The 26,197-nt window shown below is 42.4% G+C and carries 2 protein-coding genes; both read left to right on the top strand.

All coding sequences use genetic code 11. The annotated features are described in order from the left end of the window. The first annotated feature begins 200 nt into the window (after positions 1 to 200). The gene (locus tag LY11_RS14565) at positions 201 to 1,802 is read left to right on the top strand and encodes a glycoside hydrolase family 71/99-like protein (RefSeq protein WP_146610849.1); all 1,602 of its coding nucleotides are present in this window, start codon (positions 201 to 203) and stop codon (positions 1,800 to 1,802) included. A gap of 871 nt (positions 1,803 to 2,673) precedes the next feature. Further along, positions 2,674 to 26,196, top strand: coding sequence for a non-ribosomal peptide synthase/polyketide synthase (locus tag LY11_RS14555; protein WP_111634399.1), 23,523 nt, complete (start codon positions 2,674 to 2,676; stop codon positions 26,194 to 26,196). The last annotated feature ends 1 nt before the right edge of the window (position 26,197 follow it).

Genomic DNA, 26,197 nt, shown 5'->3' with positions numbered 1-26,197 from the left:
TTTATATTCTTCGTAAAAGTATTCGTTGTTTATTGTATTTAGTTGTCTGATTGTTAGTGTTTTGTGAATTTAAATTCTGAATGTAAGTTTATATTATTTCCCAGAGAACCCGGATTACTTTAATTAGCTGAATATACTGCTGTCATTTGTAGAAATACCTGAAGCGCAAAGCATAGGGTAGCTCACCAAATATTCTACTTATGAAACAATTAACTATTTGCTTACTTATAGCCATGGCTTGCCTGGGTTGTAAGAAGTCAGTCACCCCACAGCAAGATGAAATGGGTACATCTAAATCGCTTACCGCAGCGAATGCAATTTCAAAGTCAACCTCCAAGAAAATTTTCATGCACTGGATGCCCTGGTTCGAAACGCCGGATTCAAGAGGTGCATGGGGGTATCATTGGAAAATGAACACGCAAAATCCGGATGTGATTACCAATGGTAAACGTCAGATCGCAGCTTATGCTTATCCCAAAACAGGGCCTTATGCTTCTGGAGATCCTGACATCATTGAATACCAGTTATTACTGATGAAATATTCGGGTGTTGATGGGGTCATGATTGACTGGCCGGGTACAAGGGCACGTTATGATTATCCGGATAACCTTGCAAATTCTAACGCATTGATCTCCAGGCTAAATGCGCTGGGTTTACAATTCAGTATTGTGCAGGAAGACCGGAACTGGGATGCCGGGCAAACCAGCGGCGCAAATGGTGACTTTGTTTATATGCAGAATAATTATTTTAATCAAAGTAATTATCTGAAGGTGAATAATGTGCCTGTAGTTTTAAACTTTGGGCCAATAACCTTTCATCAGCCTTCGGAATGGAACCAGATCCTGGCAGGTCTTAATCCAAAACCAAAAGTTATTCCATTGTATGGGAATACAAACCAGGTGGGGCCAAATAATGCAGGAGGAGAGTTTCCATGGATTTATGAAGATCATCCTACTGTGGTTAATAACTACTATGCACAGGCTTCTGATTTTCCGATTTCAATCGGAGTGGTTTATCCCGGGTTCAAGTCTTTTTACCAGGCTGGAGGAGCGGATGGACCTACCTGGCAGATTGCCTATAATGGGACCAGTACTTTTTCAACCTTACTGGATAAAGCATTAGCTTCCAGTGTAGGGATTATTCAGTTTGCAACGTGGAATGATTACGGAGAGGGCACTATGATTGAACCTACTGCAGAATTTGGCTATGGATTCTTAACGACTATGCAGCAAAAACTGGGGGTTTCTTATGGGCAGCATGAATTGGAACTGATTTATCGTTTATATCAATATCGTAAACAGTATAAAGGTAATTCCGGTGTTCAGCAGCAGCTTAACCAGGTGTTTGGTTACTTTGCTGCGCAGCAGGTGAGCAGTGCTGAAGGGGTACTGAACAGCATTGGGGGAGGAACTACGCCGCCACCAGCGGGCACTGGTATTACGATTAAAAATAAATGGCTGAATACCTTTTTGTTTGAAGAAAACGGACAGGTTAAATATGGTTCTTCCAATACTGATGCCCGCTGTAAATGGATTTTAGAGCAGGTAAATGGACATACCAGGATTAAAAATGTAAGCACAAATCATTATCTGAATATTGAGCATTTATATAGCTATGCTGAAAGTTCGGTAATTCCTGATACTTTTTATAGCAGTTATTGGGTAATTGAAGATTACAATGGCTTTAAAAGGATTAAAAGTGAATGGAAGAACACCTACCTGAATTTAGAAAATCAAAGCGGGTTTGCGCAGGCTACCACCATTAATGCGACTGCCGGGAGTAGTCAGTGGACTTTGAATTAATAATTTTAAATGAATGATGCGTCAAGGGACTATCAAGGATAGACCCTTGACGCATTTTTCGTTTAGATATTCACAATTGTTGATTATTTCGTCAAAAAAATGATTTAAAATCCATAATCTGTTCTTTAGTATTAACCACGATAATATGTGGATTCGTGTAATAAAGAAATGATTATAGTTTTAAAAATTTATACTTGAAGATTATTAAAGTGTTTTTATGAGAAAACAATTGATTTTTAAAAATTTGATGATGCTATTCGTTGTTGCAAGCGTTAGTCTGGGTTTCATTTCGTGTAAAAAAGACCAGAAGACTACTGAGAATAAATCAGTGTGTATTACCGTTCAGGAAAATAAGACCAGAATGGAGGAGAATGTAATTGTACCCTGTCGAGGTAAAAGTTGTTGAATCATAAAATATAGCCAGATACAACTTAAAGCATATCAGTTGGTTGTGTCGATGTAAGGCTGTGCTGAAATCAAGTCTTAAAAAAATAAATTAACGCTCACTCTATTTTGCAGGGTCCCGCCCGGCAGATAAAAATAAATATAATGACCTCTCTCCCTCAAAGCCCAAACTGTAAAATTTCGAATGTTTTTAACTGTAAATTGATCTTTTTTAAGGTTAATCATAATCAATAGTTATCAATAAATTAATATTCGATATTTACTTTGGAGCAATCTATTAAAGTGTTTGTGATAATTTAAAACTACTATGAAAACCGGAATTACAATTGAAGAATTGGATTTGCTGTCTGCATGCGCAGGCGATAAATCAAACGCAATACCGCTATACCTAAAAGCGGTCAATATCCTGGAATTATAATTCCACCATACCTCCACAACTACATCTACACCTTAAAAAACAATAATTATGTCACTGCATACTTTTCCGCTACACCCTGCACAACAAGATGTGTATATAGATCAATTGATCAATACAGAAGCTCCATATTATAATGTGGGGGGATACATCAGATTAACCGGCTCCCTGGATAAAGAAAAATTTATCCAGGCTGTTAATTCGGCCTTAGAAATTTTTGATGCGCTGAAGATGAAATTTGATCTCAATGATCCGGTACCTGTTATTTACATAGATGATACTTACCAGAAATTTGAGTTACCAGAACTCGTTTTTGAAGAGGGAGAAAATAAACGGGCGGAAATTGAGCAGTGGATCAAAGAACGTTTGGCTATACCCTTTGAAGTAAAAAAAGAAAATATCCTGACTGAACAATACCTGATCCACGTTACAGATCAGGAACATTTATATTATTTTAAACTGCACCACCTGATTACCGATGGTTACGGTCTTTCAGGATTAAATCAGTATGTCGCTCAAAAATACAAGTCATTAGTGACTGGTGAAGCTGTTGTTTTTAAACATCCATCTTATATCGAAGAGGCGGCAAGGGCTGCTGCTTACTATAGTACTGATGCTTATAAAGCTGAAGGTGATTACTGGAAGAAAAAACTCGAAAAAAGACCATCGCATGTGTTGAGCAGCAGGTATCCGACTGATGAAAAGTGGAATACGAAATGTGATACTTTCATTATGGAGTTCACGCCTCAGGAGAGGAGCAAGCTTGAAGCATTACAGCTGAAAACCAAGGCTTCTATACAACAACTGACTCTTGCGGCACTGATGATCTATTTTAGCAGTATACAAGATCAATCTGAATTCGTTTTTGGTATACCTTTACACCGCAGAAGAACAAAACAGCTGCGTGTTATCCCCGGAATGTTTACCGGCATAATCCCGTTTTTAGGGAGCTGTGTTCCGGGAACAAAAGTTATAGATTTATTAAAATCAATTGCGGCTTCACAAAGAGAAGACTATCGCAATCAGAATTATCTGATAGGTGATTTGAGCAGACATTTCAAAATCAATGCGGTAGAAGATGCACTGATTGAAATTGTAGTGAATTATGCGCCAATGGATTTTCAGCTGGACTTTGGCGATGGGCTGACTGGTACAGCGAATAATGTACCCAGCGGACATTTACCTTTCCCAATGGAAATGTTCTGGTATGATTATGGTCAGCAGCAGCCTTTACAATTGAGAATGGACTTCCAGGTTCAGTATTTTGACAAGAAAGAGGTCGGATTACTGGCGGAACGTATTCTTTTCATGTTAGATCAGTTTGATTATATGCTGGATAGCGATATTTCAGAGATCAATACGCTGCCAGGAAAAGAACGTGAATTACTGAAATCACTGAGCCATTCGCCGGCATCTTCTTTTGCACATGATCCAAAAATGTTAACTGAATTGCTGGATGAACAGGCAACGCTCAGACCGGATGCCGTTGCCATTAAACTGGAAGGAGCTGAATTAACTTATAAACAACTGCAAGAACGTTCTAATCAGTTGTCCCATTACCTGCATGGCCTTGGTATAAAAAAGGATACGATAATTCCAATTTGCATAGAACGTTCCATTGAGATGCTGATTGCGATCATAGGTATTATGAAAGCGGGCGCTGCTTATGTCCCTGTTGATACCTCTTATCCGGCAGAAAGAATCAACTATATGCTGGAAGATACCGCTGCTGAACTGATGATTTGCAGTAAAGAAACAAAAGCGCAGCTCACCAGTTCTATACAAGTAATTACGATTGAAGAAGGCTCCCCGGTTTTTGAAGGACAGCCTGGGGACCATCCTGCGGTTATCCCTGAAGGTAAAGATTTATGTTATGTGATTTATACCTCCGGATCTACGGGTAAACCGAAAGGGGTAATGGTAGAGCATGCCGGAATGATCAACCACTTATTTGCTAAAATTGAAGATCTGGAAATGGACGCAGAAACGGTATTGGCCTTTACCGCGTCTTATACATTTGATATTTCAGTATGGCAGATGTTTGCTGCACTTTTATGTGGCGGACGCACTGTTATTTATACAGATGAACTGATTTATAAACCATCAGCGCTGATCGGGGCTGTCGCACAGGATCAGATTACTATTCTGGAATTAGTGCCGTCTTATTTGGCTGCTGTGTTGCAGGAAGAAATGGACATCCCGCTAGAGAAACTTCGTTATCTGATGGTAACAGGGGAGGCGGTTAATCAGCATGTATTAAGCCTGTGGTTTGGCCACCGGTATTATGCGAATATCCCGGTAGTTAATGCTTATGGTCCTACAGAAGCATCGGATGATATTACGCACCATATCATGTATGCTACGCCGAAAAATATTAATGTCCCGCTGGGTAAACCCGTAAGAAATCTGCGCATTCATATTTTTGACCAGACGATGGAGTTAACCCCGATGGGTATTCCCGGTGAAATCTGTGTAGCAGGTATCGGTGTTTCAAGAGGTTATCTTGGCAGACCAGAACTCACTAAGGAGAAATTCATTAAAGATCCTTTTAGTACAGATCCGGCGCAGCGGATGTACCGTACTGGTGATTTAGGCCGCTGGTTGCCAGATGGGACTATTGAATACCTTGGACGTATTGATGATCAGGTTAAAATCAGGGGATACCGTATTGAACTGGGAGAGATCGAGCATGCTTTACAGCAATCTGGTTTTGTGAGCCAGGCTGTAGTCATCGCAAAAGAAGAGGTGAACGGAAACAAACGACTGCTTGGATATATTGTGCCTGCGGCCGGATATGATAAAGATGGAGTGCTTGATTATCTGAAGGAAAAACTTCCTGCTTATATGATTCCGGCACTTGTAGAACTGGAGCAATTGCCATTAAGCGCAAATGGAAAAATAGATAAAAAGGCGCTTCCCGATGCAACTGCCGAAGCGGTAATTACGACAGCATATGTTGCCCCACGTGATCAAACGGAAGAATTTCTGGCTGCACAATGGCAGCAATTATTGCAAGTATCACCAATTGGTGTTTATGATAGTTTCTTTGAACTGGGAGGACATTCACTACTGGGTATGCGGCTAATTGCAGCGATTACGAAGGAATTACAGGTGGTCATCACGATGAAAAAGTTATTCCTTTATCCAACTATTGCAGCACTGGCTGCTCATATAGCGCAACAAGAAAAAGGAACACAGTTAACGATTATTTCACAACCCCGGACAACCAGAATGCCGCTGTCTTTTAGCCAGGAAGGTTTATGGTTTATTGATCAGCTGGAAGGGAGCAGTCATTACCATATCCCCCTGGTCTTAAAATTACAGGGTAAACTGAATACAGAGGCTTTACAGTTTGCTTTAAAAGATATAGTAAGCCGTCATGAAATACTCAGAACGGTAATTGGACAGCAGGACGGGATTGGCTATCAGCAGGTTCAGTCTGCAGATTACTGGAAAACTGAAGAAATCAATGCAAATGTGGATTTGCAAGGTGCGATCACCGCATTCATGTATCGCCCTTTTGACCTTTCTGCCGACTATATGCTGCGTGCAAGTATTATCGCGGGCGAAACAGAGGAACATATACTGGCCATTACTATCCATCATATTGCCGCGGATGGGTGGTCTACGCCAATTATTATCAAGGAGTTATCTGTATTGTATAACCATTATGCGGGTTACCAGAACAGCCTTCTTCCTCAGCTTTCTTTGCAATACGCAGATTATGCGATCTGGCAAAGGAACTATATGACTGGCAGAGTTTTGCAGGCAGAGCAGGATTACTGGAGAAAGCAGCTTTCCGGAACAGAGCCATTAAACCTGGCTACGGACTATACAAGGCCCCCTGTTCAAAGTAAAAAAGGAGCAATACTTGAAGTTGAAATCGGGAATGATTTATTGCAAAAACTGAATCATTTCAATAAAGAACAGAACGTCACGTTATTTATGACACTGATGTCTGTATGCAAGGCATTATTGTACCGGTATACCAATCAGGAAGATATATGCGTAGGTACGCCTCTTGCGGGAAGAAAGCAGCAGGAAGTGGAAAACATGATTGGCTTTTTTGTCAACACGCTTGCCATACGTAACCAGGTTAACGGATCACTTTCTTTCACTGAATTACTGCAAATGGTGAAAGAAACACTGCTGGAAAGTTACGAACATCAGGATCTGCCTTTTGATGAAGTGGTGAAAGTAGCGGGAGAAAACTGGGATATGAGCAGAAGTCCTGTTTTCCAGGTGATGTTCCTGTTACAGGATGCGATGGACCTGTCCAGTATCAAACTGGAAGGGATTTCCGCAACAGCAGAGAATGTAGAACACAGCATCGCTAAATTCGATCTTTCTTTTATCGTTACGGAAAAGAAAGAGGGCTTGACTTTAGGCATAGAATACTGTACAGATCTGTTTGAGCGGGATACAATTCTAAGAATGGCTGAACATTATATTCAACTGCTGGAAGCCGCGGCCGGGTTACCTGCATTGCAAATTGGTCAGCTTCCAATGTTGACTGCTGAAGATGAACATCAATTGCTGCATGAATTTAATCAGCCAGTAAACAGGCTGGCCAGAAACAGGACTATTCTGGATGTATTTGCAGAAAAAGTGAACGCAGCACCGGATGCTATTGCAGTTTGGTATCAGCAAACCCAGGTAAGTTACCGGGAACTGGATAAACTATCCAATCAACTGGGGCATTACCTTAGAGATCAGGGAGTAAAAGAAGATTCACTGGTACCAATTTACCTGGACAGAGGGCTTGAAATGATCATCGGGATCATGGGTATCTTGAAAGCAGGTGCTGCTTATGTACCAGTTGACACGCAATATCCGGCAGAAAGAGTGAAGTTTATGCTGGAAGATATTGATAGCAACTGGTGTCTGACTAATGGGGCATTTGCGGAAGCTTTACAGGAGATTTCATCAGGAAAAAAACTTGATATTACTATACTTGACTATGCGGCTATTTCCAGTTTGCATAAAAAAAGCACCAAAATAAAGACTTCTTTATGGCCGCATAACCTGGCTTATATGATTTATACTTCTGGTTCGACCGGAACTCCAAAGGGAGTGCTTGTGGAACATGGCGGGGTCGTGAACCTGGCTTCAAGCCAGGCGAAAGCATTACGTTTAGCGCCGGGTATGAGAACATTACAATTTGCTTCCTTCGGGTTTGATGCTTCTTGTTATGAGCTTTTTAATACGCTGTTAACTGGTGGCTGTTTAGTGATCCCGGAAAAGGAAGATATTTTATCTGCAGATCGTTTCAGTAGGTTTATGAACGATTACGGGGTTGAAGTAGTTACCCTGCCACCATCTTATCTGAATGTCATTAAGGATAATATACCTGTTTCGGTTAAAACTATTGTATCGGCAGGAGAAGCGCTGAACAGTGAAGCAGCACGTAAAATTCAAGCTTATGGTATCCGTTTGGTAAATGCTTACGGACCAACAGAAAATACGGTTTGTGCAACTTTATCTGATGACCCGGTTAAAGAAAAAGGAAGGGTGGTTATCGGGAAACCGATCGCTAATGTATCCGTACATATTTTAGATGAATCAGGACAACTGGTGCCAATAGGTGTACCGGGAGAGTTACATATTGGTGGAGTTCAGGTAGCCAGAGGTTATTTTAACCGTGCTGAGTTAACTGCTGAGAAATTCATTACTGATCCTTTTATGCAGCATGCCAGGCTTTACCGTAGTGGGGATCTGGCACGCTGGTTACCAGATGGAAATATCGAATACCTGGGAAGAACAGATGATCAGGTAAAAATCAGAGGTTACCGGGTTGAATTGGGAGAAATCGCCGCCGTGATACAGCAAAGCAAACTGGTCAGGGAATCAGTGGTGCTGGCCAGAGTAAACGGTGACGGAAATAAACAATTGGTAGGGTATATTATTCCTGCCGAAAATTATAACAGGGAAGAATTGACTGCTTATCTGAAGCAGGTCCTTCCTGAATACATGATCCCGTTAGTGGTAGAATTGGAATTTTTCCCCATGTCAACCAGCGGGAAAGTGGATAGAAAAGCATTGCCGGATCCTGTAGGAGAGCTGCTTAAGAAAAAGATATATGTAGCACCGGGTAATCCAACGGAACAAGTACTGGCGGTGATCTGGGAAGATTTAATGGCGATAGATAGCGCAGGTGTAAATGATGATTTCTTCGAATTGGGAGGACATTCGCTGCTTGCTATCCGGTTAATTGCAGCTATCCGTAAACAATTGCAGGTGGAGCTTGCAGTGAAAGATATTTTCATCCACCGTACCATTGCTTCGCTGGCTGTACATATTCAGCAGCAGGAGAATAGTATTTTGTTACCCGCACTTACTCCACAGGTAAGGCCCGTTCATATCCCATTGTCCTTTAGCCAGGAACGTTTATGGTTTATTGACCGCCTGGAAGGAAGTACACATTATCACATTTCTACGGTACTGCATATCAAAGGGAAAGTAAACCGTGAGGCTTTACAATATGCGCTGCAAACGATTGTCAACAGGCATGAGGTGCTGAGAACTGTCATCAGAGAAGAAGAAGGCGTTGCTTATCAGCATATTTTAGCTGCTGATGAGTGGGCGCTTAAGAAGGTGGATAACACTGATGGAATTCATGACTTAGCCAATCAGCCTTTCGATCTGGCTGCGGATCATTCGTTACGTGCAGGTTTATTAAACAAGGCAACTGATGAATATACATTGTTGATTACCATGCACCATATTGCTTCTGATGGCTGGTCGGTAGCTATTCTGGCCAGAGAACTATCCGAATTATATGGAGCTTATATAGCAAACCGGGAGCATCAGCTGCCGTCTTTACCAATACAGTACGCTGACTATGCGTTATGGCAAAAAGCATACGTAACGGGTGAGGTGCTGAAACAACAAAAGCAATATTGGATCAATAAATTATCCGGATTATCACCGCTTAATTTAACAACTGATTATCCAAGACCGGCTGTTCAAAGTAACCATGGTGCGCTATTAGGGTTCACTTTAGACAAAGAACTGACTGCTCAGCTGAATACCTTAACGCAAGCGCAAGGGGCTACGCTGTTTATCACCATGATGGCTGCGTTTAAAGTCTTGTTATACCGCTATAGCGGCCAGACAGACATTTGTGTAGGTACGCCACTCGCTGGAAGGAAACAACAGGAAGAAGAAAACCTGATTGGATTCTTCGTGAATACATTGGCTGTAAGAAGCGATTTAAGTGATAATCCTGTATTTACAGACTTCTTACAGCAGGTCAAAGGGACATTGCTGGAAGGCTATGATTACCAGGATATGCCGTTCGAAAAGATTGTAGAGGCAGTGGCCACAACCAGAGATCTGAGCAGACATCCGCTGTTCCAGGCCATGTTTGTATTACAAAATATGCCGGATGAGGTTGTATTTGAATTGGGAGATTTGTCCCTGACTACGACGGATCTGGAAGAAACCACAGCTAAATTTGATTTAGTTTTTACCGTAGTTCCAAAAGGAGAGGAGCTGTTATTAGGTATTGAATATGGTACTGATCTGTTTAGTGCGCAAACCATTCAAAAGATGGCTGGTCATTATAACCAGTTGTTGAAAGCTATAGTAGCTGATCCTGAACAAAAAACAGGAGCGCTGAATATCCTGACAGAACAGGAAGAAAAAGAGCTGGTGAAAATATCCAGCGGCCAGCTTATTAATTATGGGGATGAGCTGACTTTTGTTCATGCTTTCCAGACGCAGGTGAAAAATACGCCGGATGCACCAGCATTAAGATTTGAAGAACAGGTGCTGAGCTTTGCAGAATTAAATGAACGGGCCAATCAGCTTGCACATTATCTAAGGACCAAAGGGGTAAAACGAGATAGTATGGTCCCTATTTGTATGAATAGAGGACTGGATATGATCGTTGCAGTTGTAGGTATCTGGAAAGCAGGAGGAGCTTATGTTCCTGTTGATCCAAAATATCCGCAAGACAGGATCAGCTATATGCTGGCAGATTGTGAGGCAGCTGTCGTGATTGCTGATCCTGTGAGCCAGGCAGTTTTACCTTCAGATTTGAAGGTTACTGTGATTGCATTGGCGCATGACCTTGAAATATTGCAAAGTCAGCCGGTGGATTCACCAGAAATTATGACCACTCCGGCAGATCTGGCTTATGTGTTATATACTTCAGGATCTACAGGAAAGCCAAAAGGTGTACTGGTTGAGCATGCTGGTTTATTCAACCACTTGCTGGCCATGGTGGATGAGTTCACGATGAACGAAAAAACTATCCTTGCTTTTACCGCGCCTTATACTTTTGATATTTCTGTATGGCAAATGGTAAATACGCTGATTTGTGGTGGTTGCACTATTATTTATCCGGAAAGTCTGATCCTTCGTCCGGATGCGCTGATCAGAACAGTTGATCAGCAGGAGGTAACACTACTTCAGTTAGTACCTTCTTATCTGAATGCAGTATTGCAGGAAGAGACAGAGGTGACTTTAAGTGCTTTACAATATCTGCTGGTTACCGGAGAAGCCGTAACACGTGCATTATTGGCGTTATGGTTTGCACATCCGCGTTTCAAATCTATACAGGTAGTCAATGCTTATGGCCCTACAGAAGCTTCTGATGATGTAAGTTTTTACTTCATGAGTGATACGCCGGATGCAGTAAATATTCCAGTGGGTGTACCGATACAAAATCTAAGGTTATATGTATTGGATAGTGCGGGGCAGCAGTGTCCGATAGGCATACCGGGCGAAATCTGTGTAGCCGGTATCGGCGTGGCACGTGGTTATCTGAAACGCCCTGAGCTGACCGCAGAGAAATTTGTAGAAGATCCATTACACGCTGGTGAAAGAATGTACAAAACAGGTGACCTTGGAAGATGGTTGCCTGATGGAAATATGGAATATCTGGGCCGTATGGATGACCAGGTTAAAATCCGTGGTTTCCGTATTGAGCTTGGAGAAATAGAAAGTGTATTACAGGATCATCCTTTGGTAACGCAGGCGGTAGTAGTCGCTAAAGCGGACGAAAGTGGTATTAAGCGTTTAATCGGGTATGTTGTTCCCGAAGAAGGAGCTGACAGAGACGAACTGGCTGAATACCTGAAAGAAAGATTACCAGAATACATGGTGCCGGTGATTTTTATGATGAAAGTATTTCCATTAACGGCCAATGGTAAAATTGATAAAAAAGCATTGCCTGATGTGGCTTCGGCTACCTTAAGGGAATATGCAGCACCACGTGATCAGAGCGAGCAGCAATTGGCTGAAATCTGGGAACGTTTACTGGAAATTCCACAGGCAGGTATTTATGATAACTTCTTTGAACGTGGCGGGCACTCTTTATTAGTGATCAGGCTGATCGCGGCGATCAGGAAAGAAATGCACACAGAACTGCTGGTTAAAGACGTATTTATACGTCCAACTATTCATGAACTGGCTGCTCATATCAGGTTAATGGAAGTTAAGGAGCTGCATGCTGGCATTATCGTTCAGACAAGGCCAGAACTTATCCCCTTATCTTATAGTCAGGAGCGTTTATGGTTTATTGATCAGCTGGAAGGAAGTGTACATTACCATATTCCGGCTGTATTCAGATTGAACGGCATGGTCAATAAGCAGGCATTAAGTTATGCTTTGCAACAGATTATTAACCGTCATGAAGCGCTTAGAACTGTCATCAGAGAAAAAGAAGGAGTTCCTTTCCAATATATTTTAGCACCGGATCAGTGGCAGCTGGAAGAGTTGACCCTGGAAGGTGAGCTGCATCATCAGATTAGTGCATTTATTGACCGTCCATTTGTTTTGTCGGCAGATCATATGCTTCGGGCAGGATTAATTCAGCTTGGTAATGAAGAACATATACTGGTTGTAGCCATTCATCATATTGCTTCAGATGGCTGGTCATCTGCTATTATAGTTCGTGAACTTTCTGCGCTGTATACTGCTTACCTGGAAAATACCGTGGCAGCATTGACCTTACCAGAAGTACAATATGCTGATTATGCAATCTGGCAACGTCAATATCTGAAGGGAGCGGTCCTGGAATCATTACAGCATTACTGGAAACAGCAGTTGTCTGGTCTTGAACCGCTCGCTTTGCCTACTGATTTTATCAGACCAGTTGTACAAAGTACAAAAGGCGCGATGCTGACTTTTAGCATAGACCCAGAACTCAGTAAAGCATTGAATGAGTTAAGTCAGCAGCAAGGTACTACATTGTTTATGACGCTGATGTCTGTTTTACAAGTGTTATTATACCGCTATACCGGACAGGAAGATATTTGTATCGGTACTCCCGTAGCAGGCAGAAGCCGTCAGGAAGTGGAGGAACTGGTTGGTTTCTTTATCAATACGATCGCTATACGTGCTGGTTTGAATGAAAATCTTTCTTTCACGGAATTATTGCAGCAGGTAAAAACTACGTTGCTGGAAGCTTATGAGCATCAGGAATTGCCATTTGAAAAAGTAGTGGATACGGTAGTGAAAAGCAGGGATATGAGCATCAGCCCATTGTTCCAGGTGATGTTTGTTTTACAAAACGTACCGGATCATGCGGGTTGGGCTATGCCGGGCCTTACTTTAACAGAAGATGAAGTAGAGCTGACTACCGCAAAATTTGACCTGATCTTCAATATGGAAGAAGCTGAAGACGGGTTAATCCTCAACATTGAATACTGTACAGATTTGTTCAGACCTGCAACCATCAGCAGAATGGCCGGGCATTTTGAACAATTGTTAAGGGCAGTGACCACTACTCCCGCACAGCAGATCAGTGTGTTGCCTTTATTGACTGCACCAGAGAAACAGACGTTGCTGCAAACCTTTACGGGTGTACGGGCAGCTTATCCTAAAGAAGAAACTATTGTCTCGCTTTTTGAAGCACAGGCACTTAAAACACCGGATGCTATTGCGGTAAGTTATGAAGCTGATCATTTGACCTACCGTCAGCTGCATGAACGCGCTAACCAGCTTGGACATTATTTGTCCAGTATCGGTGTAGTGAAAGAAACACTGGTACCGCTTTGCATGAATAACGGACTGGATATGATCGTAGCCATCCTGGGTGTATTAAAAGCGGGTGGTGTTTATGTACCTATGGACCCTGCTTATCCTGAAGACCGTATTCAATATATGGTAGAAGATACCGCAGCTGCTATTGTGATCAGTAACAGTGCTGACAGTAATGTTTTAAAAACTATTGATGCAATCCGTGTACTGGTTGAAATGGACACTGATTTTGAAATGATCAGTAAATATTCAACTGAACCAGTGCCTGTAGCTGTAAATGCAGAAAATCTGGCTTATGTAATTTATACTTCTGGTTCTACTGGCCGCCCTAAAGGGGTATTGATTGAACATAGGAATGTGGTTAGGTTATTTGAAACGGAAACGCCATTATATGATTTCAATGCACAGGATGTATGGACGATGTTTCACTCGTTCTGTTTTGACTTCTCGGTTTGGGAAATGTATGGCGCACTGTTTTATGGCGGGCGTTTAGTCCTGGTGCCTAAACATATTTCCCGTGATATTACCTTGTTTGCTGAATTGCTGGTTAAAGAAAAAGTGACTGTACTGAACCAGACCCCGTCTTCATTTTATGTGCTGCAGGATTACCTGGTTACTTATACGGATACGATAGCGGTACGTTATGTAATTTTTGGCGGAGAAGCATTAAATCCGGGAAAACTCAGACCATGGAAGGAAGCTTATCAGGACTGTCTGCTGATTAATATGTACGGTATTACCGAAACAACGGTGCATGTTACTTATCAGTTGCTTGATGACCAGCACCTGACCAGCAGCGCGAGCATCATTGGTAAAACAATACCAACGTTAAGCGCCTATATTCTGGATGCGAAACAGAACCCTGTACCAATTGGCGTTCCGGGAGAACTTTACATCAGCGGTGCTGGTGTGGCCAGAGGGTATTTAAACAGGGCAGAATTATCTGCGGAAAGATTTATTGCCAATCCATTTGAAGCGGGAGAAAGATTATACCGTACAGGTGATTTAGCGCGCTGGTATCCGGATGGAAATATTGAATACCTGGGCCGTATTGATGATCAGGTGAAAATCCGCGGTTTCCGTATCGAGCTTGGAGAAATTGAAAGCTGTTTACAGGAAAGTGGTCTGGTGAGCAATAGTGTGGTTTTAGCAAGAACAGGTCATTCAGGCGATAAACAATTGGTAGGTTACGTGGTACCAGAAGCGGCATTTAGCAAAGAAGCGGTGCAGAAATGGCTGGGTACACGTTTACCAGAATATATGGTGCCGGCTATATGGGTGATGGTAGAAGATATTCCGCTGACATCCAATGGAAAAGTCAACCGTAAAGCATTGCCAGAGCCGGAGGTGGATAAGTTGTTAAGCACCGTGTATGAAGCCGGACGCAATGAAACAGAAGAAAAACTAAGCTCAATCTGGCAGGAACTCCTTGGGGCAGAACGCATTGGTATTCATGATAACTTCTTTGAACTGGGAGGAGATTCCATCAGTATTATCAGGGTTGTGAGTAAGATCAAGCAACTATTTAATAAAGAAGTAAAGGTATTTGAAGTTTATAAAGCTGCTACGGTTGCGCAACTGGGAACGGTTGTAGATAGCAAAGCTGTTTTATTAAACAGCAGAGTATTATACGATCAGATCACAGCAGAAATAGCAGAACTGAAAAATACGATGCTTCCGAAACTGGAAAATGCAGCAGCGATTGAAGATGTTTATCCGATGAGTGATATTGAACGCGGAATGATTTATGTTTCGCTGTTAAATCCAAAGGAGGCATTATATCATGATCAGTTTGTATGTCCGGTTCCGGTAACTTTTGATGCAGGCTTATTGAAAAGAGCGTATGAACTGTTAGCCGCGAAACATAGTATTTTAAGGACTGCTTTTAAACTTGATGTAGATGGGAATGATCTTCAGCTTGTTCATAAAACTATTGATGTAATCATTCCATCATTTGATATTAAGGATTTAAAAGAAGAGTTTGTAAAAGATACTGTAGAGCGGTATTTGGAAGAAGAAAGAGCTACTCCTTTTATTCCTGAAAAAGCACCTTTATGGAGAGCGGCTGTGTTTACCCAAAAAGAGCAGAATATCCTGGCTTTCCAGTTTCACCATGCGATATTGGATGGGTGGAGCCTGGCTTCTCTGAATACAGAACTCTTCAATTTATGTAATCAATTGATCCGTGAGCCGGAGCAGGTTGTATTGCCTTTATTGAAATGTACTTATAAGGATTTTATCATTGAAAGTCTGATCGCAAAAAATAGTGATGACCATACACAGTTCTGGGAAAATGAACTGGAAGATTATAAACGTCTTGATATTTTTACCACAGAAAATGACTTCCAGGTCTTAAACCATCAGTTTGATGCGGATGTGGTTACCTTATTGAAAGAAAGAACAAAACAGGACAATATCTCTCTGAAAGGTTTGGCAATGGGGGCTTATTTGTATGCGCTGAATTTGCTTACACAAGAAGATGAATTAACTGTAGGTCTGGTGACCAATAACAGGCCGCTGGTTGAAGATGCGGATCAGTTATTGGGCTGTTTCCTGAATACAAATCCTTTCAGGTTAAAAATCTCTGCTGAAGAGTTGACATGGAGCAGCTATTTTGAGGCTATAGAAGCGCAATTGTTGTCACTGAAAGAACGCGACAGAACCAGCCTTTTTGAGATCACAAAGGCTACCGGAGAGCAGTCGTCTCATGACAATCCATTCTTTGATGCTTTATTCAATTATATCAATTTCCACGTTTACAATAAACTGGATGCGGGGATTGCAGAAACCATTGCTGATGAATCTGCACAAGAGGAATTGGCTATTGCAGGTTATGAGCTGACCAACACTTACCTGGATTGTACGGTTAATACAACAGGTGATACATTCAGCATCCAGTATATCTTACGTAAAAAGCTGAAATCAGGTAAAAAACTGGCTGAGCTGCTGGAATATTTCAACAATATCATTCAGGCTTATCTGACTGATTATACAGGATTGATCAAAGAAAGTATCATTCTTCCTGTGCAGGAATCTACTCAATTGTTAGAAGTCTTTACGGGTGTACCGACAGGTTATCCTCAGGAAGAAACTATTATATCACTTTTTGAAGCGCAGGCGATTAAAACGCCTGATGCAATTGCAGTAAGTTATGAAACCAGTCATTTGACTTACCGTCAGTTGCAGGAACGCTCTAATCAGTTGGGACACTACTTATGTGAGATAGGTTTGACTAAAGAAATGCTCGTGCCGGTTTGCATGAGCAATGGACCGGACATGATTGTCGCTTTATTAGGCGTGTTAAAAGCAGGTGGTGCTTATGTACCAATGGACCCTGCTTATCCACAAGACCGTATTCAATATATGGTGGAAGATACGGCGGCGACTATTGTGATCAGTAACAGCACTGATAATGAAACATTAAAATCTATCAGCAGCATCCGTAAGCTGGTTGAAATGGATACAGACCAGGAGCTGATCAGCCAATATCCAGTTTCTCCGGTAATGGTGAAAGTGGATCCGGATAATCTGGCTTATGTAATTTATACTTCCGGTTCTACAGGCCGTCCTAAAGGAGTGCTGATTGAACATGTGAATGTAGTCAGGTTGTTTGAAACAGAATCACCACTATATGATTTTAATGAGCAGGATGTCTGGACTATGTTTCATTCCTTCTGTTTCGACTTCTCGGTTTGGGAAATGTATGGTGCGCTGTTTTACGGTGGCCGCCTGGTCATTGTACCTAAGCATATATCCCGTGATACCACTTTGTTTGCGAAATTATTAGCCGAAGAAAAAGTGACCGTACTGAACCAGACTCCATCTTCATTTTATGTGTTGCAGGATTACCTGGTTACCTATACCGACACGATTTCTGTACGTTATGTGATTTTTGGCGGGGAAGCATTGAACCCAGGGAAGTTGAAACCGTGGAGAGAGGCTTATACAGATTGTCTGCTGATCAATATGTACGGTATTACTGAAACAACGGTGCATGTTACTTATCAATTGCTTGATGAACAGCATTTGAACAGTAGCGCGAGTATTATTGGTAAAACGATACCAACGCTGAGTGCCTACATTCTGGACGGACAACAAAATCTGGTACCGATAGGTGTGCCGGGAGAACTTTATATCAGTGGTGCTGGTGTTGCCAGAGGATACCTGAACAGAGCAGAATTAACAGCGGAAAGATTTATCGCCAATCCATTTGCAGAAGGGGAAAGATTATACCGTACAGGTGATCTGGCAAGATGGTATCCGGATGGGAATATAGAATATTTAGGCCGTATTGATGATCAGGTAAAAATCCGCGGTTTCCGTATTGAGCTTGGAGAAATTGAAAGCGCTTTACAGTTGAGCGGACTGGTGAGCAATAGTGTGGTATTGGCAAGAACGGGTCATTCTGGTGATAAACAACTGGTAGCTTATGTGGTACCTGAAAAAGAATTCGATAAAGAAGCCGTACAAAACTGGCTTGGTGATAGGTTACCGGAATATATGGTGCCTGCGATCTGGGTATTGATGGAAGAAATCCCGCTGACCTCCAACGGAAAAGTAAACCGCAAAGAATTGCCTGATCCACAGGCAGGTGCATTGTCTGAACATGAATATATCGCACCGCGTACCGCTACGGAAGTGAAAATTGCAGCGATCTGGCAGCAATTATTAGCGGTAGCCCGCATTGGTATTTATGATAACTTCTTTGAACTGGGGGGACATTCCCTGCTGGCTATCCGGTTATTAGGTGCCATGCGCAGAGAGCTGAAAGTAGAAATGCAGGTAAAAGAGCTGTTTGCACATGCAACTATTGCAGCATTGGCGGCTTATGCAGACAAATCATCAGACCGGATTTTATTGCCGGCAATTACCGTACAGCCTAAGCCGGAACGTATACCACTGTCGTTTGGACAGGAGCGTTTATGGTTCATTGATCAGCTGGAAGGCAGTACACATTACCATATTCCTGCGGTGCTGAAAATGCAGGGCAGGGTGAATAAAGAAGCTTTACAATATGCGATACAACAGGTAATTAACCGCCATGAGATCTTAAGAACAGTGGTGCTGCAAGCTCCATATGGCGGAATGGTTGAGCAGCAGGTATTGCCTTCAGATTTATGGCAACTGGAAGAAATAGCAGAATCAGCTATTGTTGACTTTATTGACCGTCCATTTATATTGTCGGCAGATCATATGCTGAGAGCTGGATTGATCACTTTAGCAGCGGATGAATACAGGCTGGCGATAGTGATGCACCATATCTCTTCTGACGGCTGGTCAGTGTCTCTGCTGGTGAATGAAATTACAACGCTTTACAATGCTTATACTACGCAGCAGGTAGTTTCTTTAGCTCCTTTACCTATACAATACGCAGATTATGCGTTATGGGAAAGGGCCTATCTGACCGGAGCAGTTTTAGCGCAGCAACAGGCTTATTGGGAAAAACAACTTGCAGGATTGGAACCGCTGGAACTTCCGGCAGATTATCCAAGACCAGCTGTTCAAAGTACAAATGGTGCTGTATTGCGTTTTGAAATAGAAGAAGAGTTAACGAGCGGTTTGCATGCCTTAAGTAATGAGCAATCGGCTACTTTATTTATGACTTTGTTTGCGTCTTTCCAGGTTTTACTGCACCGTTATAGTGGTCAGGAGAGTATCTGTGTGGGTACTCCGGTAGCAGGCAGAAGACAACAGGAAGTGGAAGAGCTGATTGGTTTCTTTGTCAATACATTGGCGATCCATACTGATTTGAGCGGAAATCCTTCTTTTGCTGATTTATTACAGCGCGTTAAAACTACGTTGCTGGATGGATACGAGCATCAGGATATGCCTTTTGAAAAAATAGTAGAGGCGGTAGTGAAAACCAGGGACTTAAGCAGAAGCCCGCTGTTCCAGGTGCTTTTTGTGATGCAGGATACGGTTGCCACGAGTGCGGATGGTTTCCATGAGATCGCTATTTCAGCAGTTGAAAATGAGCATGTAGTGGCGCAGTTCGATCTTACTTTTACCCTTGCAGAAGAAGCAGGCGTATTACAGTTAAGCATAGATTACTGCACGGACATTTTTGCCGGGGATACGATTGCCCGCATGGGCAGACATTATCAGCAGCTGCTGAGATCTGTTGTGGAAACACCATCACAGGATATTGCAGCACTGGTAATGCTGACACAAGAAGAAGAAAATACATTACAAGAAATAGGACAGGGGCCATTGGTTGGTTATCCTCAGGATGAAACGTTTGTAAGCCTGTTTGAAAAGCAAGCTGCAAATACACCTGATGCGGTTGCCCTGGTCTATGAAAATGATACTTTAACTTATCGGCAACTGAACGAGCAGGCGAATCAGCTGGCTTATCATTTGATTACTTCAGGAGCTAAACCAGATATTCTGATACCGGTATGTATTAACCGTTCACCAGAAATGATTATTTCCATTTTAGGGGTTATGAAAGCTGGTGCGGCTTATATCCCTGTGGACACTAATTACCCGCCGCACCGGATCAGTTATTTACTGGAAGATGCGAAGGCAACGATCGTGATCAGTAACAGTACAGTGAGTAATGTGATACCAGCTACTTCTGCCACATTAGTTTTAATGGATGTGGAAAGGGGAATGCTGAAACAATATCCGGTCACTAATCCAGCAACAATCGCTACACCGCAAGATTTATCTTATGTGATTTATACTTCTGGATCTACAGGTACGCCAAAAGGGGTATTGGTAGAACATGATGGGATGCTGAATCACTTATTTGCCAAAGTAAATGACTTGCAGTTAAATGCAGCATCTGTGCTGGCTTATACTGCATCTTATACTTTTGATATTTCTGTATGGCAGATGTTTGCCGCGCTATTGTGTGGTGGCCGCACAGTTATCTACGATGATGTACTGATTTTACAACCGGTTTCTTTTATCGGGCAAGTTGCTGAGGATGAAATTACTATTCTTGAATTGGTGCCTTCTTATCTGAGCGCATTGTTGCAGGAAGAGCTGGATGTGAAACTGGAAAAACTGCAGTATTTACTGGTGACTGGTGAAGCTGTTAACCAGCCTTTACTGGAGCAATGGTTCAGCCATCCTCTTTATGGAAATATTCCGGTCGTGAATGCTTACGGGCCAACGGAAGCATCAGATGATATTACACATTTTGTAATGTATGAAACACCAGTTGGTAACAGCGTTCCTTTAGGTAAACCGGTACAGAACCTGCATATTTCCATTCTGGATAAATCCGGACGTTTATGTGCACTGGGAATTCCAGGAGAGATTTGTGTAACCGGGGTTGGGGTATCACGTGGTTATCTGAACCGCCCGGAGCTGACTGCAGAGAAGTTTGTTACCAATCTACAGGGGGAAAGAATGTACAAAACGGGAGATCTTGGACGCTGGCTGGCAGACGGAACTATTGAATACTTAGGGCGTATTGATGATCAGGTGAAAATCCGCGGTTATCGTATTGAGCTGGGAGAAATAGAAAAAGTATTGCTGCAGCATGAACAGGTGACAGCGGCAGTTGTGGTTGTGAAATCAGGAAACCTGGTTGGCTATATCACAGGCGCAGCTGCGGATAAAGATACAATCCGTCAATATCTGCTGCAAAAATTACCTGAGTACATGGTACCAGTCTTAGTAGAATTGGAGCAGCTGCCCTTAACAGCGAATGGAAAAGTGGACCGGAAACTATTGCCTGATCCATCAGCCGCGTTATTAGTGAATAACTTATATGCAGCTCCGCGTAATGAAACAGAACAAACACTGGTTAGGATCTGGGAAGAGCTTTTAGAAACCACAGAAGTTGGTGTAAATGATAATTTCTTTGAGCGTGGCGGGCATTCCCTGCTGGCGATCAGGTTGCTTGCACTCATCCGCAGCAGACTGAAAGCAGAACTGGTCGTGAAAGATATATTTGTCTATCCAACGATTGCCGGTCAGGCAGATTTTCTGTTGGCACAGCATCCTGCTGATTTATTGCCACCGGTAACTGCACAATTACGTCCGCAGCATATTCCGCTTTCATTCAGCCAGGAGCGTTTATGGTTCATTGACAGGCTGGAAGGAACTGTTCATTACCATATACCGGGTGTATTTAAATTACAAGGTGAATTGAACAGAGAAAGTCTGCAATATGCTATTCAGCAAATTGTGAACAGACATGAAGTATTAAGAAGTGTAATTCACTGGTCTGAGGAAGACAATAGTGCTTATCAACAAATATTAGCACAAAATCAGTGGCAGTTGTCTGCTATTGAACCGGAATCAGGATCGGGAGATTTTACCACTGCGATTCAAGCGTTCATTCAAACTCCTTTTGATCTGTCTGCAGATCATATGTTAAGAGCCGGATTAGTTAAGCACAGTGAAACAGCTCATTTGTTAGTCTTGGTTACCCACCATATTGCTTCTGACGGCTGGTCTGAAGGTATACTTGTGAAAGAACTGACTGAATTATACAATGCACATGTAGAACAACGCGAAGCGTCATTGTCACCAATGCCATTACAATACGCGGATTATGCAATGTGGCAGCGCAATTATTTACAGGGAACAGTCTTGACTAAACAACTGGATTACTGGACCACGCAATTGGCTGATACCACTGTATTGGATCTGCCTGTTGATTTTACCAGGCCAGCTGTACAAAGTACAAATGGTGCGATGGCTGACTTTAAACTGGATACTGAATTAAGCAAACAATTGTTGCAATTCAGCCAGCAGCAGGGCACGACTTTGTTTATGACTTTACTGGCTGCATTTAAAGTATTGCTGTACAGATATAGCGGTCAGGATGACATTGCAGTGGGTATACCAGTAGCAGGAAGAAAACAGGAAGAGGTAGAGGGACTGATCGGTTTCTTTATCAATACCCTTGCTATACGTACCAATTTAAGCGGACAACCTGCATTCAGCGACTTGTTGAAACAGGTTAAAGAAACCCTTTTAGAAGGATATACTTACCAGGATACACCTTTTGAAAAGGTTGTAGACGCGGTAGTTGAAAACCGGGACATCAGCAGAACACCAGTATTCCAGGTGATGTTTGTATTGCAGAATACACCGGAAGAAGCTGAAGTGAAATTGGGGGATATGGTCTTATCTGTAGAAGAAACTGAGCATACTTCTTCAAAATTTGAGCTCACTTTTGTGCTGAAAGAAAATGAAGATGGGCTGGATCTGAGTATAGAATATTGTACGGATTTGTTCCATGCAGCTACTATCGCCCGGATGGCAGGACATTATGAACAGTTATTGCAAGCAATTCTTTCTGAGCCTGAACAGCAGATTAGCAGCATTAATTTCCTGACAACAATAGAAGAACAGCAAGTATTAGAAGATTTCGCAACCGCTCCGGTTAATTATCCGGTTACAGCAGATCAAACCTTAGTATCTCTATTCAGAGCACAGGCGTTGAATAATCCTGATGCAATCGCATTGGTAGCTGAAAATATCAGCCTGACTTATGGAGAACTGGACAGAAAATCTGATCAGCTGGCACAGGAGCTGAAAGGCAAAGGAGTTGATGCAGAACAGCTGATTCCGGTTTGTCTGGACAGAAGCCCGGAACTGATTATCAGTATTCTGGGTATCCTGAAAGCGGGAGGTGCTTATGTACCTGTTGACGCTGGTTATCCGCAGGACCGTATCGCTTACATGTTAGCAGATTGTAACAGCAGCCTGGTCATCACGAATAATAAATATGCAGCGTTATGCCATAAAGAAGAGGCAAGCCTGATCTTGATTGAAGAGCTGGATGCGATTTGGAGTAACGAAGAAGTAGTGTTCAATTCAGACATTTTGCCAAATCAGCTTGCCTATGTAATTTATACTTCGGGTTCAACTGGTCGTCCGAAAGGAGTAATGGTAGAACACCAGAGTGTGGTGAATTTGGTCAACTGGCATATCGGCGCTTATGAAGTCACTGCTGAAAGTAAAGCGACTGCCATGGCAAGTATCGGATTTGATGCTTTTGGCTGGGAAATCTGGCCTTATCTAGGTGCTGGAAGTACTTTGCATTTGCTGGATGATGACACACGTTTATCTCCGGAAGAAGTTGCCAAACATTATAGCTCAGCCGGTATCACGCATAGTTTTGTGGCTACAGGTCTGGTTAAAGAAATAGTTGATGCTTTACAGCAGCAGACTAATGCGCTGCAATATCTGCTTACAGGAGGTGACCGTTTACCACCGGTAGATGTAACTCATTTATCGTATGCACTGGTTAATAATTACGGGCCAACAGAAAATACAGTTGTTGCGACTAATTATACTTTATCAGCAGCTACAAATGATACGCTGCCATTTATCGGTAAACCTATATCCAATACCAAAGCTTATATTCTTGATGCTAATCTGGCACCTGTTGCCATAGGAACACCGGGTGAACTTTGTATCAGCGGTACGCAGCTGGCAAGAGGTTATCTGAATTTACCAGAATTGACGGAAGAAAAATTTGTTGCCCATCCATTTATAGCCGGGGAAAGGTTATACCGTACCGGAGATTTGACACGCTGGTTGGCAGATGGAAATATAGAGTATTTGGGAAGAACAGATGAACAGGTTAAAATCAGGGGGTACCGTATTGAACTGGGAGAAATAGAAACGGTGTTATTGCAAAACGAACTGGTTAATCAGGCGGTAGTGATCGTGAACCCGGATGATCATGGTAATAAGCGTTTAGTGGCTTATATCGTACCATCAGGTGTATTTGACAGACAGCTTTTAGAAGAGTTTCTGAAAACACGTTTACCAGTTTACATGGTGCCTGCACTTTGGGTGGAATTAACAGCTATTCCACTGACAGCGAACGGAAAAGTAAACCGTAAAGCTTTACCTCAGCCTGTTGCTGATGGCGAAATTGATACGACATCTTATGTTGCACCACGTAACGAAACCGAAGCCGGATTAGCAAACATCTGGCAGGAATTGCTGGGCATTACTAAAGTAGGTATACACGATAATTTCTTTAGACTGGGTGGTGATTCTATTATCACGATACAGGTAGTCAGCCGGGCTAAGTGGATAGGATGTCATCTGAAACCTAAAGATGTATTCATCCATCAGACTATCGCACAGCTGGCAACTGTTGCTATTGCACGTAAAAATACAGCGGGGCTGGTTAAAGGAGAACAGGGACAGCTGGAAGGAACAGCTGGTCTTGCGCCGATCCAACAATGGTTCTTTGAAGAAGAACTGGTCGATAAAAATGCAATCAATCATTTCAATCAGAGTGTGTTACTGAACCTGGACAAACGTATTGATCAGGAAACATTATCCGATATACTGAAGCAATTACAGGAACATCATGATGCGCTCAGGTTCTCTTACCATAAGAATGAAAACGAATGGGTTCAAACTTATAGCGATGAATATGTACAGCTGAGTTATGAAGATCTGACTGTCGTAGCTCAATCAGCATTGGAAGAAACCATTACTGAAAACTGTGAAAATTATCAGGCTTCCCTAAATATTACCAACGGCCCGCTGATCCAGTTTGTGTGGATGGAAACTCCTGATTTCGAGGTGTATAACCGATTGCTTTTTGTAGTGCATCACCTTGCCGTAGATGGTGTATCGTGGCGTGTTTTACTGGAAGACATGGAACGCTTACTGGAAGCCGGGTTGAAAAAAGAAGTGATCAGCCTGGGTGAAAAAAGCAGCGCTTACAGACAGTGGCACAACCAGTTGGTACAGTACGGAAAATCTTCAGTATTGCGCTCACAATTGCCTTACTGGAAAGAGGTTGTCCGCTCAGCTACCTATTTGCCTACGGATAAAACTCCGGAAACTCTGGTTACGCTTAAAGACACTGGTTCGTTCGCTATGCAGCTGGATAAGGTGTTCACACAGCAGTTATTACAAGAAGTTTCAGCGGTTTACAATACGGAAATCAATGACTTGTTATTAACGGCGCTGGCCTTGACGATCAACGGTTGGAGTGGTGAAAAACAGGTGGTTATCGGACTGGAAGGTCACGGAAGGGAAGAGCTGGGAATTGATATAGATACGAGCCGTACTGTGGGTTGGTTCACTAACCTTTACCCGGTATTACTGGCTACTGATGAACGTGAAAGTAATGATACTGGTAATCTGATCAAAAGTATTAAAGAACAACTCCGACAAGTCCCTGACAAAGGTATTGGTTACGGTGTACTGAAATATATCAACAGAGAACCAGCACTTCAGGATGCTGCACCATGGAATATTGTCTTTAATTATCTCGGTCAATTTGATAACATCACTAGTGCGGATGGTGTGTTTACTTATGCAGAAGAATCTGCTGGTCAGGAAATAAGTACCAGTTATCCAATGCGTGAATGGCTTTCTGTAACCGGATTGGTGCAAGACGGACAGCTTTCTCTGAACTGGAGTTACAGTACGTGGCATTATGAGGCCTCTACGATTGAATCAATAGCTGTGCTTTATATCGTCCGTTTAAAAGAGCTGATTACACATTGTATCACGCAGGCCGGAAGTCAGCAGTCTTTAACACCTTCTGACTATGGATTAACAGGCGAAGTAAGTTATCAGCAAATGGACAAGTTTTTAAATAGCGACGAGGGAGATCTCGAAGACATCATTAGTTTTTAAA

The organism is Pedobacter cryoconitis (assembly GCF_003259615.1).
GTDB classification, from domain to species: domain Bacteria; phylum Bacteroidota; class Bacteroidia; order Sphingobacteriales; family Sphingobacteriaceae; genus Pedobacter; species Pedobacter cryoconitis.
The sequence above is the reverse complement of the archived record's forward strand: the minus strand, read 5'-3'. Positions and strand labels throughout refer to the sequence as shown.

Excerpts from the sequence above, each read along its gene's own strand:
- LY11_RS14565 (WP_146610849.1), top strand. The coding sequence starts at position 201 with ATGAAACAATTAACTATTTGCTTACTTATAGCCATGGCTTGCCTGGGT.
- LY11_RS14555 (WP_111634399.1), top strand. The coding sequence starts at position 2,674 with ATGTCACTGCATACTTTTCCGCTACACCCTGCACAACAAGATGTGTAT.